The 15,150-nt window shown below is 56.2% G+C and carries 6 protein-coding genes; 4 read left to right on the top strand and 2 right to left on the bottom strand.

Annotation, left to right across the window (positions count from 1 at the left end; translation table 11 throughout):
- Positions 1 to 28 precede the first annotated feature (28 nt).
- Both HG66A1_RS00960 and HG66A1_RS00955 read right to left on the bottom strand, forming a co-directional pair.
- Positions 29 to 2,962 carry a HEAT repeat domain-containing protein gene (locus HG66A1_RS00960; RefSeq protein ID WP_145179980.1) on the bottom strand — a complete coding sequence of 978 codons (2,934 nt, stop codon included), beginning with the start codon at positions 2,960 to 2,962 and terminating at the stop codon, positions 29 to 31.
- Positions 2,963 to 3,057: 95 nt separating this feature from the next.
- Positions 3,058 to 7,062 (bottom strand): HEAT repeat domain-containing protein, encoded by a 4,005-nt coding sequence (locus tag HG66A1_RS00955; protein WP_145179976.1) that lies wholly within the window; start codon positions 7,060 to 7,062, stop codon positions 3,058 to 3,060.
- A 421-nt stretch (positions 7,063 to 7,483) separates the two neighbouring features.
- Between HG66A1_RS00955 and HG66A1_RS00950 the strand changes: the two genes are divergently transcribed.
- The 4 genes from HG66A1_RS00950 to HG66A1_RS00940 all read left to right on the top strand — a co-directional run bounded on the left by HG66A1_RS00950 (position 7,484) and on the right by HG66A1_RS00940 (position 15,147).
- Complete coding sequence (locus tag HG66A1_RS00950; protein ID WP_197996930.1) at positions 7,484 to 10,195, top strand: heparinase II/III family protein; 2,712 nt, start codon at positions 7,484 to 7,486, stop codon at positions 10,193 to 10,195.
- A gap of 177 nt (positions 10,196 to 10,372) precedes the next feature.
- Positions 10,373 to 11,857, top strand: a complete 1,485-nt coding sequence (locus tag HG66A1_RS00945; protein WP_145179970.1) for a Gfo/Idh/MocA family protein — start codon at positions 10,373 to 10,375, stop codon at positions 11,855 to 11,857.
- A 78-nt stretch (positions 11,858 to 11,935) separates the two neighbouring features.
- A complete protein-coding gene (locus tag HG66A1_RS31785; protein WP_197996929.1) occupies positions 11,936 to 13,270 on the top strand; it encodes a DUF1080 domain-containing protein in 1,335 nt (444 codons plus the stop codon).
- 41 nt (positions 13,271 to 13,311) lie between these two features.
- Entirely contained in the window at positions 13,312 to 15,147 is a 1,836-nt protein-coding gene (locus HG66A1_RS00940) for a hypothetical protein (protein WP_197996928.1), read from the top strand.
- Positions 15,148 to 15,150: the final 3 nt, after the last annotated feature.

Genomic DNA, 15,150 nt, shown 5'->3' with positions numbered 1-15,150 from the left:
AAGAATGTCACATCACAATCTGTCCTGATCACAGATTCGAATCCGGCGATTCAATGGCTTCGATCACGACTCTGATCTTAGGCAGGTCACATCGGGAGACATTTGCTTCCAGCTCCTTCAGTCTGGGCAGGGCTGCTTTTGCCAAGGGACCGAACCGAGTCAGCACCCGCAGTACTTCACAACGATACTCCCCGTTGTCCAGCATTTCTACCAGGCAGGGAATGGCTGCGATCGCTGGCTCACCAATCGCGCTCAAGGCACCAGCGGCCGCTGAAAAGTGCCTTGCATCGTTTAACGTAGTCATCAGGTCCGGTACGGCGGACTGAGCCGCTGCTCCAAATTGCCCCAGCGCATGTGCGGCGGACTGACGGGCCTGCCAGGACTCCGAATTCAGCACCTTGATCAGAAGTGGCACCGTAATCTCGGGTTCCCGTCCGATTTCTCCCAATGCAGACGCCGCCATCGGCCATAAGCTTGGATTCTCTGTTTCCAGCACCTGGACTAACCGTTGCCAGGCTGTCTTAGTCTTGAGGGAACCCAGCCCACGAATTGCCCCGCTCCGATCATACTCCACATTACTCTGAAAAACCTCCAGCAATAGTGATTCCACCTCCGTCGGCAAGGCCTCTGCAAAACAGGCCAGCCCCAGGCAGGTTCTGGAACGCAAATCCGGTTGCTCCAGATTTTGTGTCAGGATCGCCAGTGTCGGACGGTGGTCCTCTTCGATACATGCCAGTGCCTCACAAGCCTCACGGAGAGACCCTTTCTTCTGCAGATGCGCTCGCAGTACAGGAATCGCAGGCGCAGCCAGTCGTCCCAACTGCTGGAGGGCCTCTGCACAGACCTTGAAATAACTGGTGGTATCCAGATATTCGACCAATGTCGGAATGGCCGGTTCGGCGGCGGCTCCCATCGTTCCCAGCTGTCTGATGGCCAGGAACCGGGCCTCCTGCTTCTGCAATAGATCGATCAGCAGCGGCGCCCATTTCGCATCGAGCGCAGGCACTTTCTCTAATCCGTCAATCGCGACCTGAAACAGTTCCCAGTCGTCTCCCGTTAAAAATTCGCTTATTATTATCCGCAGCCTATTATTACGGGAATCCGCTTTGAACAGAATTAGTGCCGCCAGCAACCCGCTCTTCTGATTCGCTCCTGAAAGAATCTGTTCCAGCTGATCGCGCAGCGGATCTGACAGCGACAGACCGGAAGCATCCAGCACCACCAATGTTTCCTGTACCAGATCTTCATCTGTATCCGCCAGCAGCTCCAGCAGAAATGATTCAGGCTCAACGCAAATCAGCTCACGCAGCACGACTGACCACGTCAGCCGTTCGTCCTCCCCCTGGTTCATTTCATGGAGTAATGACAGCATCACCCTGCGCAGTTCCGGATGTTGTTGATTACCATGATAGAAAGAAAACGTCAGCATCAAACGCTGTTCACGGGGTACGTCATTCAAATGAGGAATGACAGAAGCGAGCACTGTCGGTGAATGTGCCACGATCTTTTTGAGAGCCTCCAGCGCGGAGTGTTTCATTGAGTAGTCTTCACTCTGCAACCCCGCCACCAGCAGCGGAATCAGTGGCTGGCTATCATCCATCTTGTCCGCAATTTCAATAGCCGCGGACATCCGCAACTCGGGATCGTCTGATTCCAACAGTCCGGACAGCAGGGAAATCACTTCCGGCTCCGCGGGCGCAATCTTTACTGCGCCGCGCAACACAGCAGCACGTACATTTCCAGGCAGACTGCTGTCGAGTATCACGGAGCGCATTGCCTCCAGGGCTGGGCGTCCTGCCTTGACGAGTATGGCGATCAACAGCCTGACCTGCTCCCCCTCAAGACCGCCGTGACACAGAATATGGATCAAGGGTGTCACAGCGACTACGGGCACTTCTTCCTGTTCCCGCAACAAACTCAATACCCGGTAGCTTAACGCTCGTTGTTCCAGCAGCCCGATTAACGCAATCCAGTCGGCGGCAGAAAAACGTAACTGCGACAGCACAGCGCCGGCGGCAGAGACCACTTCAGGATCAGGATCTTCCAGCAGCTCAATTAAGCGCGCGGTCACATTCGCGTCCACCTGTTCCCGCTCATTCCTACGTCGGCCCAGCGCCTTCAGGCAGCAACAACGAAGTTCCGCCTGCGACGCCTGCAGCCCGTCGATCAACGTGCCATAAATCTTCGGGTGGCGCGAATCCGAACCTGAAAGTGCACAGGCCGCACAGTAACGCGTCCAGGAATCTGTTCCCTCCAGAGCCGCTTCCAGCAGACGTTGGTCGGCCCTGTCCACAGTCCGGAAAGACCGATCGGTCAGATGTTTGATCCTCTTAATACAGTTGATTTCCAGAATGATTGCGGCTGCTCTCAGCTTACTTCGCAGGGACCTGGATGGATCACAAATCAACCTTACCAGTTCCGGGAGCGAATATAGCCAAGCAGACTTCAGCACAGCTTGAGTCTCCCAGCTGGTTTCCGCTTCATCCAGCAGTTCGATCAGCACTGAGACCAGTTGCCTGTCGTCGCTGCCAACCTCCTGCAAATGACAGGCAGCTTTGTCTCTCACCGGCGAGTTCGGATCGTTCAATATTGCCCGGAGATCCGCGGCTGCGTTCTTGAGACAGGCAGCCTCCGTCAGCAGATCGTCCGCCAGATCCCTGATCCGCAGATCATCAGTGGCCAGTACTTTCACAAGTTCTACTGGCGCTGTTTTCGAGTCCCTGCAGATCTGTTTCAGTGCCTGGGCGATGACTTCCGCATCGTCCGGCAGTGACTTGTAAGCTGCGAGCAGATCAGGCACAGCAGAATCAGCCGCAGCTCCCAATCTCCCCAAGGCGGCGATGATCGACAGTCGCGTGGAGGCAGCAGCTGATTGAAATTCGTTGTGGTTTTTAATGCGGGCCAACAGACTGGACAGGCCCGGTTCTGCTTGACTTCCTGTACCCTCGACAGGTTCTTTCATTCCTTACTTCTTATGAGTGAATGTTTTAAAGAAAATACTAGACCCCAATCGATACCAGAAACACGTCTCTTTTGCAAACCGGACAGACAATCGTTTTACTTTTCCTCCCCGGTTTCCTCCGGCGACTGAATCGCTTTGAGGGTCGCTTTGACCAGTCGCAGATCATAGTTCCGGGACTCCTGCTCCAGTTCCTTCAAGCGGGGGACAGCGGATTCTGCCAGTGGTCCGAACTGCTTGAGTCCTTCCAGTGCTGCACGCCGCTCTTGCGGATCATCCAGCATTTTGATCAGGCGGGGAATGGCTTCCTGCGCCGGTGCGCCGATGCGGCCTAAAGCACCAGCGGCGGCCACGCGAATGGATTTGTCATCCAAGGCTTTGAGTAAAGCGGGCACCGCAGGTGCAGCGTCGGCACCAAACTTACCCAGGGCCTGCACTGCGGCATATTGCACCCGTTCATCCGCGTCCTGCATCGATTTCAGCAAGGCTGGTACCACCAGTTCCGCTTCAATCGCCAGTTTTCCCAGCGACAGCGCAGCCAGGTCAGACAGATCCTGGTCGTCTTCTTCCAGTACTTTAATCAGCATCGCGACCACCGCTTTAGACTTCAAAGAGCCGGCGGCACGCAGCGCCATTTCACGGTCATACTGATTTTCGCCGCTGATCACTTTCAATAACAGAGGCTCGATCCGCTCGGGAGCATCCGCGGCAAAGACTCCCAGGCTATAGGCAGCATCCCCGCGCAGATTCGGTTGATCGAGGTTCTTCGCCAAGATGTCGATCGTTGGCTGATGGTCTTCTTCAATCTTCTCCAGCGCCTGAGCAGCCGCATACATGGTTCGCTCATTCGTCAGCATCTTCCGCAGCGCCGGAATCGCTTCCGCAGCAGACGACCCCAGTTCTCCCAGCGCATAAGTGGTATCCTCGTAATAACTGACTGTCCCCAGCAGATCAATCAAAGCCGGCACTGCTGATTTCGCGGCAGCTCCCATCTCTCCCAACTGTTCAATGGACGCCTGCCGGTAATCCCGATTTTGCATTAACTTCATCAGGACCGGCGTCCATTGTTCATTTAAGGTACCGACCATCTGCAGACCATAGGCCGCCTGCTCACTCAGTTCTTCATCGTCCGAGTCCAGCGCGTTTCGCACGATCGTCAGCAGACCCTCATCCTCAGACCCCGCTTTCAACAGGCACAGCGCCGCCAGTAACCGGGTCTTCGGTGGCGCGTTTTTCAATAACGCTTCCAGTTCCGGCAGGACGGCTTTAGGAACGCCGTCTGCATTATTTCCCAGGGTGCGTAAAGTCTGCTGCACGATCTCCTGATCCTGCTCGGCAAGCAACTTGTTGATCGCGGTGCCCTCCCTGTCGCCGCGGACCAGGTAGCTGATCGCCGCCCTCAGCTGGTAGGCATCCGTTTCCTGATCCATACCTTGAACCTGGGAGAGCAGTTGCGAACTGAATTGATCTCGCAGTCGCTCGTCCTGGCAGAGTAGAACCAGCACTGCAGATTGCTGCTTTGGATCCAGTTCTTTCAGTTGTGCCTGCACCAGCTTGAGCGCTTCCGGCGAATCTGCTGCAATATTCGTCAATGCCTCACCGGCGAACTGTTTGATCTCCCAGTTTTCACTTTGCACACCAGTCAGTAATAGAGGCACCAGGGACTGCTTGTCCTCGACCTCACCTGACACAGCAATCGCAGCCGCCACCTGTAATGGTTCAGGCTGTTTCTCCTTGAGAAATGCTTGAAGATATTTCACGAGCTCTGGTTCATCAGCCGTGACCTCGCTGAGTGCCAGAATCACTTTGGCGCGGCGTTCCGGATCCACCTCGGTATTCGAGACCACCGCTTCCAGACTTTTGAGAGCCGGCTTGCCTCCACGACTCACAACAGCAGTCAGCTGATTGATCAGTTCTTCATCGATTTCATCGCTCACTAATTTCGCGGTCAGTAAGGGAACGACCGCGCCCGGCAGTGTTTTCTGCCTGTTGAGAATACTCATCACAGAGTACTGCAAGTCCGGATTCTCGAGGGATTCGACCACCGTTTTCAACTCATCCTCAGTTAACTCAAAATTGGCAAGGGCAGACCCGGCGGCTTCACTGACGCGGGAATCGGACTCCTTCAACAGCTTCAGTAATGCTGCTTTCGCCTGCTCCTGCTGCGGTTTTGAAAGGGACTTCCGACGGCTGCCCAAGGCCCGGGCTGCGTGCAGGCGCACACCCTCGTTGTCTGACTTCACTGCTTCCAGCAGCAGGGAATTGATCTGAGACTGCTGAGATTCGGAGGACGACAGCATGATCGCGGCACACTGTTTTGTCAGCAGGTCTTTCTGGTCTAAAGCCTGTTCCAGCAAAGCCTGTTCTTCCGGACTGGGTCGATGATGAAAATCTCTGAGCACCGACATCGCATTCTCTCTGGCCTGGGGAGTACTCTGAGGATCGCAGATGATTTTGGTCAATGCGGGATACGAGTATCGCCAGGCGGTCCGCAGCGCGGAACGGATTTCCCAGTCCACTTCCCCTTCATCCAGTTGTTTGACGAGTGCGGATACAATCTTCTGGTCCGCCCCGCCGATTTTTTCCAGCAGTTTTGCCGCTTTGAGACTGATTTCCGGATCGGGATCGTTCAACAGTTTCTGCAGGGAACTGCTGGCTGTGCGGATATACTCGGCCTGATCCAGCAGCGAGACCGCCAGCGATCTGGCCTCTGCGTCATCTTCCGCGAGCACTTTGATCAACGCCTCCGTAGCCGCTTTGGAATCAGGACAGATCTCCTCGAGCGCTTCGGAAATGGCATCGCTCTCATCAGGATAGTTCGAGTAGGCGGTCAGCAGTGCAGGTACCGCGGCATCTGCTGCGGCACGAAATTGTCCCAACGCGAATATATACGCAGTGCGCACATCTTCGGGAGCCTGATCCAGGTGCTTCACCTTATCAATCAGTACCGGCAATCCCTGCTTGATTTTCCGGTTACCAATTTCTTCTGCCACCTCTGCCTGCAACGCTTCGGAACGGGATGCCTTTAACAGGGCCACCAGTTTTTCATCGAGCGCACCGCTGCGTGCGGGATCGTGGCGGGAGAGGAAGATCACAGCCATGCCCCGCAGTTCCTCCGACTGTTTCGGATCGTTCATGATCTCCGTCAGCACCTTGACGATCTGCGTCGCCTGATCTTCTGACTTCATGAACGATTCGAGGACCTGCATTACCGATTCGCGAAAGACGGTGCGCTGCCCCGGATCCTGCAGGATCTCAATCAGCGTCGGCAAAGATGCCTGCTTTAACTGCTGCTTCGCCTCATACCGATACCAGGGGTTCTCCGACTGCATCGTCACCAGGGCGCCATATACCTTCAGCTTCGGATCGGTCACATACGCCTTCTCCCGATCCTGCTTATCTGGTTTTGGAATCGCTTTCAGCAGTTTCAGTAATTCTGATTTATCGACCACGCCGATCCTGCGCTGTCGCATCGATCCGTCGACAATCAGTGCAAACGTCGGAATGCTGGTGATATAAAAATGAGAACTCAAATCCGGATTCTCATCGACGTCTACCTGAATGACCGGGTAGCCTTCGTCTTGAAGTTCTTTCACAACCGGCTTCATCATCCGACAGGGACCACACCAGTCTGCGTAGAAATCGACCAGCTGACCTTTGGATTCAAACGTGTGTGACTGGATGTATTTCCGCGACATATTTGCCACCTGTTCATCCTTGTCATCCACAACATTCAACAGACCGGCGACCACACGGTTGGGGTCGATCTTGGACGTGACCATCATGGCAACGGCCATCACGCGCTGATCGCGATCCTTGGCCTTCAGTTCGCTTAATGACCTCTGGAACGTTTTCTCCTGATGCTCGGCAACAACTCTTTTGACATAGTCATCACCGCTAGAGTCCTTTTGGGGGGCCGCCGTTTTCTCTTTCTGAGTGACAGGTTCCTGCGCCGGTGCTGGCTCAGGCTTTGCCTGACTGGGAGACACCTGGCTCGCAGGTTTCTGACTGGCGGTGGTTTGTGTCTGTTCAACGGGTTTCGGCTGTTCGCCACACCCGACCAGGAGCATGAGGCCGATGAGCCATCCGGTTTTCTGATACATGATCCATCTCGTTATGCGTTGCCTGGTGAGACAGGAATGATCCTGTCTCTCCAGTAAGTCCGTGCCCGCGGTGACTGTCAGGATGGAGTGCGCTGCATCCTGAAGTTTTCTGCCCAACCGGATGCCTTAGTCACATCTGCACATTTCTAAACATCCGGGTGCAGGTTTGATTCATCTCATTATGAAAACTCCGCCCGGGTTCGTCCAGCGTGAACTGAACAAATAGCGAGTATCCGTCTCAAAGCCGTAGAATTGAGCATCTAATGATGTCTCGATACAATTTCTGTCAATCTGGATCAACCAAATCTTCAGCGAGGGGGATGGTACAGTGAAAGCGTTTTGTGGCTTAGTGACCGTTGTCATATTTTCCCTGATGCTTCACTGCAGGCATGAGTGCGCAGCAGAATCGTCCGGTAAGTCGGTGACGAAACTCACGACTCAGGCAGGGACACCAACGCGACAGCAAAGCCTGATCCTCGACAGCAGACAACCGGATTTCGAAACGTTTCTGGTCGAAGCACACATTGATCCCACACAACACGCCGCCGGTGATCTCCAGGCGATTGCTGGTTTGACGTTTGGCCTCAAAACCCCTGAAGAGGACCCCTTCTCCAAAACGGAACAGATTCGTTTCGAGTTACGCGAAGGGGCCCACCGCGGTTTCTGGGACATCTGGATCGATGGCATCAACGAGCCACGCCGCGAACCGTCTCCTAAACCACCGGGCTGGATTGATCATCGAGAATACCAGCGCCCGTGGGAGTTCACCCCTCACTCGGGGAGTTACCAACTCCGCATTCTCTGTTCGCCCGTCAAAGAGGGAACCAGACTGCGTTTTTACTTCGAGCACATGGATCGTCCCGTTTTTGAGTTCACGAAGAAAGGCAAAGTGGTCCCCGGCTATATCGGCTTCTATGCCGTAACGGGGGGTACGACCCCGCGTCAGAATACCGCGACTTTCAGTAAATTGAACGTCAGGGAGATTCAGAATCTTGAGTCATTCATTCACCCCGCCCCGCGGGACATCGTTCTCGATGCACTCGATCTGACACACCCGGCACTCTCGAAAGTCGCTGCAGCAATCGAGCAACAGGATCGCGCTCGCGCCGGCCAACTGCTGCTGGAACATCTGCGGACCCGGACCACACCGAAGGGCCCCGGGTTCCAGCCGGAATACTGTGGCACAAATTACCGTGAAGTGGCCGATGCCGTTCTGGAAGATCGTTATGGCACCCGCGGTCCCTTCCTCAGTTTCTCAAAGACCTACGTCGACGGAGCGGGGAACACGCAGCACTTTGTCGATCAGAACGGCACCATCCGCTGGGATTTATGCAACGGTCACCTGACGCGACATTTCCACTGGGTCTCGCTGGCAAAAACATACGCGGAAACCGGAGACAAACGCTACGTCGACCGCTTCGCACGCGAAGTCCAGGACTGGGTGGCACGGGAACCCTTTTTACATCCCCGGAATCCGGATATCGGCAAGTTAAACTGGATGGATGGGACTACGTTTGAGCCGGGGTATCTCAACACCAGTAACATCGGTCGACGCTGCGAGATGACCTGGTGGCCCGCCTACGATGAATTTCGCAAATCAGCAGATTTCTCAGACGCAGCCCACTTCCACATGCTGCTGGGATTCATCCGACAGGCGCGGCTCATCATGAACCCCAGCAGCTTCGCTGCCCATGATGACGGTGGAGCTCACATCTGCGTCGCACTCCTGCAAACCGCATTGATGCTCCCGGAACTGGCAGAATCAAAGCGTTGGGAACAGGAGGCCGTTCGACGCTGGGAGGAAGTCCTTCGGGTACAGTTCCATGCTGACGGAAGTCACGTCAGCTTGAGTACCGGCTATAACTGGGCTTCGCTGATGGCGCTCGAAAACATGATCGCCCTCTACCGCAGAGTCGGGCGCGACGTCCCACAGCAGTTTCTGGACACACTCGAACTGGCGTATCGGCATCCCATCGCTCTCTCCCGCCCCGACCAGGGACAGATTGACATGAACGATGGGGGCTGGGGCATGATCGACGACCACATGCAACGCGCCCACAAGCTCTTCCCTCACCGCGACGATTTCCTCTGGATGGCGACCAGAGGCGCACAGGGGCAACCGCCCGCGTATCGCTCGATCTACTTCCCCAATGCCGGACACTTTGTAATGCGGACCGGCTGGGGACCGCAACACCGCTACCTGTTCATGGATGCCGGACCGGTCGGCGCCAGTCACGGTAAAGAAGATAAGCTCAACATCTATGTGGATTACGGCGGTCATCAGTTACTGGCCAGCGGCGGACGGGGTTCGTACTCCGGTGGCCCTTTTGCGGCTTACACAGGATCGACACGCGGTTACAACACGCTGCTGGTCGATGGCGGTCTCCAGGCCAGAACGTATCCCAGATACGAAATCGAGGGACACCTCCCCGAAAAAAGACGCTGGCAGACCACAGAGCACTTTGACTACGCAGAAGGCTTTCATACGCATGGATGGTTCGCCCCGGAGAAACGGATCGAAGGAAAGCAGACGCGGCAGATCATCTTTATCAAAGGCGATAACCCACCCGCGACATCGTACTGGGTTGTGATCGATACCGTCGAACCAGCCGACCAGGGATTGCATGGATACGAGGCTCTGTTCCATTCACGTCGAAACCACGCGGGTGTTGTCGACGATCAATCTAAAATGGTTCACTGCTGGGACGCTGGTGCTGCACTCCGCATCATCCCCGTGGTCACCGAGGGGCTGGAGGTTGCACTGATCCACGGCCAGACCGAACCACACATCCAGGGCTGGCATGTCGTCGGAGATGCGCATGCCCCCATGTGGACTCCCGTCTTCAAATGGAAAGCGTCTGGAACAACGACACGCGCATGGATCCTCGTCCCGGCCGGTCCTGACCAGAAATGGTGTCTTGATCGTGTCGAACTGAAACAGGCTGACGAAGCCGCTCTGATTTTTCGCTGTTTCCGACCGGATGGCAGTAGCGAAATCGTCTATCGCCGCCAGGGAAATGAACCGGCGACATTCTCTGCAGAGGGAATTCAGGTTCGGGGTGATATTGGTGTTGTCTCCCTGGATTCTGCCGGCGAGATCAAACAGCGATTCGCCATAGTGCCTCAGCCGTGATACCAACTGCCAGAATATACGAACAGTGCTTCCCTGCACGTATTACTTGACCCGGAGGTCCGGTTGCCTGATACTGAAAGAATTCATATCGAAGTTGATTTATATTCAGCATCGCCCCGTTTTCATCCATGGTCAGCAACAGCGGACTGGCTCAACCGTAGTTTGGAGAAACGAGTAATGACGCAACCCACGGAATCAAACGTATCACGCCGCGAGTTCATCAAGACCAGCGCGACAACCGGAGCGGCAGCGAGCCTGCTGGCGGCAGCCACAAAGACACGCGCAGCCGACGCGAACAGTCGCTTGCGGATCGGCGTGATTGGCGCAGGGAATCGCGGCTTCAATACACTCACTAAGAAACTCGTCAAACTCCGTGAGCTGGGTCACAACATTGACCTCGTTTCCGTCGCCGATGTCTACTCGGTGCATCGCCAGCGGTTTGTCGATTACATCAAGGAACAGACCGGCGTCACGCCAACCACGCACGTCGATCATCGCGAGCTGCTGGGCGATAAAGACATCGACGCCGTCGTGATTGGCACCCCCGATCACTGGCACGCCAAAATCACGCTGGATGCCCTGGCCGCGGGCAAACACGTTTATTGCGAAAAGCCGATGACACATACGGTCGAAGAAGCCGCGGAAGTCGTCGCCGCCTGGAAAGCCAGCGACCGCGTGATGCAGGTCGGCGTGCAGTCGACCAGTGCGCCTGTCTGGGACATGGCCCGCGAGAAAATCGACGCCGGCCTGCTGGGCAAAGTCGTCCAGTTCCAGACCGAGTGTGCCCGCAACGGCAAGTTCGGCATGTCGCGGCACAACCTGATCACCAAAGAAATGACACCACAAACGGTCGACTTCCGTCGCTTCCTCGGCGTGGACGAAGGCTTTCATCCCGACGTGCCCTTCGACCGTGAGATCTTCGGACAATGGCGCTGCTACTGGGCCTTCGGATACGGCATGTTCTCCGACCTGTTCGTGCATCGGGTGACCGGCATGCTGAAAGCCACGGGGCTCCGCAAGCCCGGTCGCGTGGTTGGTGGCGGCGGGATCTTCTTTGAATACGACGATCGTGAAGTCACCGACGTGGCATCGATCATCGCTGACTTCCACGAAGGGGTGCAGGGGCTGGTCAGCAGCACCATGGTCAGCGAAGAACGCAAGCTGGATCACATCATTCGCGGCCACAACGGACTACTGCTGTTCGACAAGAGCTGTTCGGGCAACAGCGGCAAGTGTTCGTTCGAATTTGTACCCGAACGACCACAGGTCACGCTCAACAGCGATCTCAAACCCGAGACATTCCACGTGCAAACGGAACTCGACATCGTGTCGACGCACTGCGCGAACTGGCTCGACGCCATCCGCTCGGGTAAACCCACATCCGTCAATAACGATCCGGAACTGGGCGCCGCCGCTGTCATGCTCGTCAACCTGGCCGTACGCAGCTACCGCGAAGGCAAGGTGTTCCATGTCGACCGCGACGGTCAGGTCAGCGACGGTAACAGCAGCTGGGCGGACGGCTGGGAAAAACTCTCCAAGGCCAAAGCCAAACCCCGCCACGTACCCGGCTGGCACGCAGGAGACACCGGCAGCGTGATGTACCCGCCCGAATATCAGAAGCTCGCCGGCCCCTGGATCGATGGCAAGCCTCCGCAAACATAAAGACCATCGCCATCAAGACAATCGCTGACCGTTGCTGACACCCACCAGGCTTGAGAGAAACTAAAGGGCGAGGAACGCATGAAGTGCAACGTACGTATTAACGCCGGAGTGAAACTGCTGGCCCTGTGCTTCGTCTCGCTTTGTATCCTCCAAGCCTCGTTACCGGCTGCTGAAACGGAACTGTTCAACGGCCGGGATCTCACCGGCTGGGTCAACGTCAACGGAGCGCCCGATACCTGGCAGGTTCGGGACGCCGCGATTGTCTGCACGGGCGAACCCCGTTGTTTCCTGCGCACCGATCGGATGTATGAAAACTATGAGCTGGAACTGGAGTGCCTGCACGTGAAAACGGCCGGGAATTCCGGTCTGTTCTTCCACGCCGATGCTCTGCCGCAGATCGGGGCCCCCTATCCACGTGCCATCGAAGCTCAGTTGCTCGTCGAAGATCATGGCAGTCTGTTTGGAATCCGCGGGGCCTCGCTTGTGCCACTGACCGACCCCGACAAAAAGGGGACCACCGCACGGGCGCGTCCCCTCGAAAAACGCTGTCGACCAGCGGGATACTGGAACCGGTACGTGCTCACAACCAAAAACGGCACGGTGGAACTGGCCGTCAATGGAAAGGTGGTCACGCGTGCGAAACAGACGAGCCTCGTCAAAGGCTATATCGGCCTGCAGGCAGAACACACCGAAGTGCATTTCCGCAACATCCGCATTCGCGAATTGCCCTCGAGCAACCCGCCAGCGGAAAAAGTCGCCCAGGCGGACGCAGGCTTCGTATCACTGTTCGACGGACTCACATTTGCCGGCTGGAACCATCGGCCGGGACACAAGGGGCACTGGGTCGCCCACGACGGCGAGATCCACTACGACGGCAAGGCCGAATCTAAAAAGCGGGCGGACCGCGATCTCTGGACGAAGGACGAATTCGCAGACTTTGTCCTGATCGTCGACTGGCGTCTGTCAGCCGAACCGGAAATGAAGCCACACCCCATCGTGCTGTTTAACGGCGATTTCCTGATGGAGGCAGACAATCCCCGCCAACGCGTCACCCGCCCGCACCTCGATGCCGGTGACAGCGGCATTTATCTCCGCGGCAGTTCCAAAGCCCAGCTCAACGTCTGGAGCCAGGTCCTCGGTTCCGGCGAAATCAACGGCTACCGCACCGACAAGACGATGCCACCGGAAGTCCGCCGCGCGTGCATCCCCATCAAAAACGCAGACCGTCCGCTCGGCCAGTGGAACCGCTTCGAGATCACCATGCGCGGCGATCGCGTATCAGTGGTTCTAAATGGAACAACCGTTATCGAAAACGCACAGCTCCCGGGAATTCCTCCAAACGGCCCCATCGCCCTGCAGCACCACAACGACCCCGTCGAGTTCCGCAATCTGTTTATCAAACCGTTGAAGTAACTGCCCCCGCATACAGACTGTTCACAGACAGGATCCCTGCTATGAGTGATAATCTTTCCTGGCACCTCAGGTTCGCGCTGCTATTTAGTCTCCTCTCGACATCAGCAACATACCTGGCTGCTGCGGAACCGACGTCTGCTCAACAACAGCTGCCCCGGCCCCACTCTGAGCAGTGGCAGAACTTCAAGCAGGCAGAATGTATCACAGACCTGACTCGCTGCCTCCCGGCCGACGCACTTTCAAATCGTCGTCAGCATAACAAATGGAAAGTGTTCGAATATGAGACGGCTGAATTCTCGGGAAAATGTATCTCGGTCGGACGTGAGTCTTCCGCGCCGGATCTGACCTTGAAGCTCGGCAAAGAGGGCTGGCACGCCGTCTATATCGGACTGAGTTCGATTACCGATCTCGTCCGACCCGCCAAAAACAATGTGGAAGTGAAATTCACCAGCGACCCGGCTTACACCCGGCTGAGTAATCGACTCGACCTGGGTCCCCAACGCCGGGATGTGCTGGAAGAAGTATTTCTGGGCACCGTAGACCTGACCAATAACGACTTACAGTTCTCTACCGTGTATCACATGCCGGCGCGGATCCATTACGTCAAAACCATTCCGCTGACCGACGAGGAAGTCGCTCGGTTAAATGCTGATCGGACTCAACAGAAAACCAAAACCGCAGTCGCCACGTTTGATGGCTACACCTGGATTCACCCGTTCCGTCCTCAGAATCGCGCCGATCTCGCGGCGACATTTTCTGCTTACCGCGACAGTGATTTCAAGACCTGGTGGTTTCAGGTGGGAGGCGCGGATCTCGTCCATCACCCGAGTCAGGTAGGAAACCTGATGGGGGCGCAGCTGGATACGTTCCCGCGGGAAGTCGATCGCGAGTATGTCGAATCGGTGCGCCATCTGCATCAGCAGGGAATTGATCCTCTGAAAGTGGCTGTGGAAGAAGCACACCGTCAGCAGGCGGAAATCCTCATCTGCCTGCGTGCTGCCGGCTGGAAAGCGGCACCGCCGTGGGAGGAGTTCTTCATGAGTGAATTTTATGAAGCCCATCCCGAATGGCGCTGCATCGATTACGACGGAACGCCCACCATGCATCTCAGCTACGCCGCAGAGGAAGTTCAGGATCATCTGATCGAAGTCTACCGCGAAGCACTGCAGCGAGGCGCAGACGGGGCCGGCTTTCTCTTTCATCGCGGCATGCCTATGATTTTATGGGAAGAACCGTTCTGTAAGCGGTTCATCAAAGAATACGGAAAAGATCCCCGCCAGCTGGCCGAAGACGACCCGCGCGTGCTCCAGCTGCGGGCGACAATTGTCACGGAATTCATGCGTAAAATTCGCAAGCTGCTGGATGAGGTTGCGACTCAGCGCGGCACACCCGGTCGCCGCCTTAAACTGGCCGTTTCCACATTTTCCACCCCCGCAGATAATCGGAAGTTCGGACTGGAAGTGGAACGCTGGATTGATGAAAAACTGATCGACCAGATCGGCATCGCCTGGTTCGCGTATTATACCAGCGGGCTGAAATCCAGATCAGGAGACACGGCTTACTACGCCCGCATCACCGAGGGGACCGATGTGAAAATCTTCCCTTTCTATATCGGCTGGAAAATGGAAAGTGCGGACAGCCTGCTGAAGTCGGTCGCGCGGGACAATGAACAAGGGGCAGACGGAATCGCCGTCTGGGATCCGAACCAGTTCGTCACCTGGCAAAAGGGACGTCATCCTTACTGGCCACTCGTTTCAAAACTCGGTCATCGCCAGCACATCCGCGATGGCTCACTCATCTTCAAACCCACCACCATCCCCCTGACCAGACTGGGCGAAAATTATTACAGCCGCTGGTACCCGAATACCGGGTTTTAAAGA

It is taken from the genome of Gimesia chilikensis, from assembly GCF_007744075.1.
In the GTDB taxonomy this organism is placed as follows: domain Bacteria; phylum Planctomycetota; class Planctomycetia; order Planctomycetales; family Planctomycetaceae; genus Gimesia; species Gimesia chilikensis_A.
The sequence above is the reverse complement of the archived record's forward strand: the minus strand, read 5'-3'. Positions and strand labels throughout refer to the sequence as shown.

What these genes read in the sequence shown, in the direction of transcription:
- HG66A1_RS00940 (WP_197996928.1), top strand. Translation starts at nt 13,312, where the DNA reads ATGAGTGATAATCTTTCCTGGCACCTCAGGTTCGCGCTGCTATTTAGT.
- HG66A1_RS00945 (WP_145179970.1), top strand. Translation starts at nt 10,373, where the DNA reads ATGACGCAACCCACGGAATCAAACGTATCACGCCGCGAGTTCATCAAG.
- HG66A1_RS00960 (WP_145179980.1), bottom strand. Translation starts at nt 2,962, where the DNA reads ATGAAAGAACCTGTCGAGGGTACAGGAAGTCAAGCAGAACCGGGCCTG.
- HG66A1_RS31785 (WP_197996929.1), top strand. Translation starts at nt 11,936, where the DNA reads ATGAAGTGCAACGTACGTATTAACGCCGGAGTGAAACTGCTGGCCCTG.
- HG66A1_RS00955 (WP_145179976.1), bottom strand. Translation starts at nt 7,062, where the DNA reads ATGTATCAGAAAACCGGATGGCTCATCGGCCTCATGCTCCTGGTCGGG.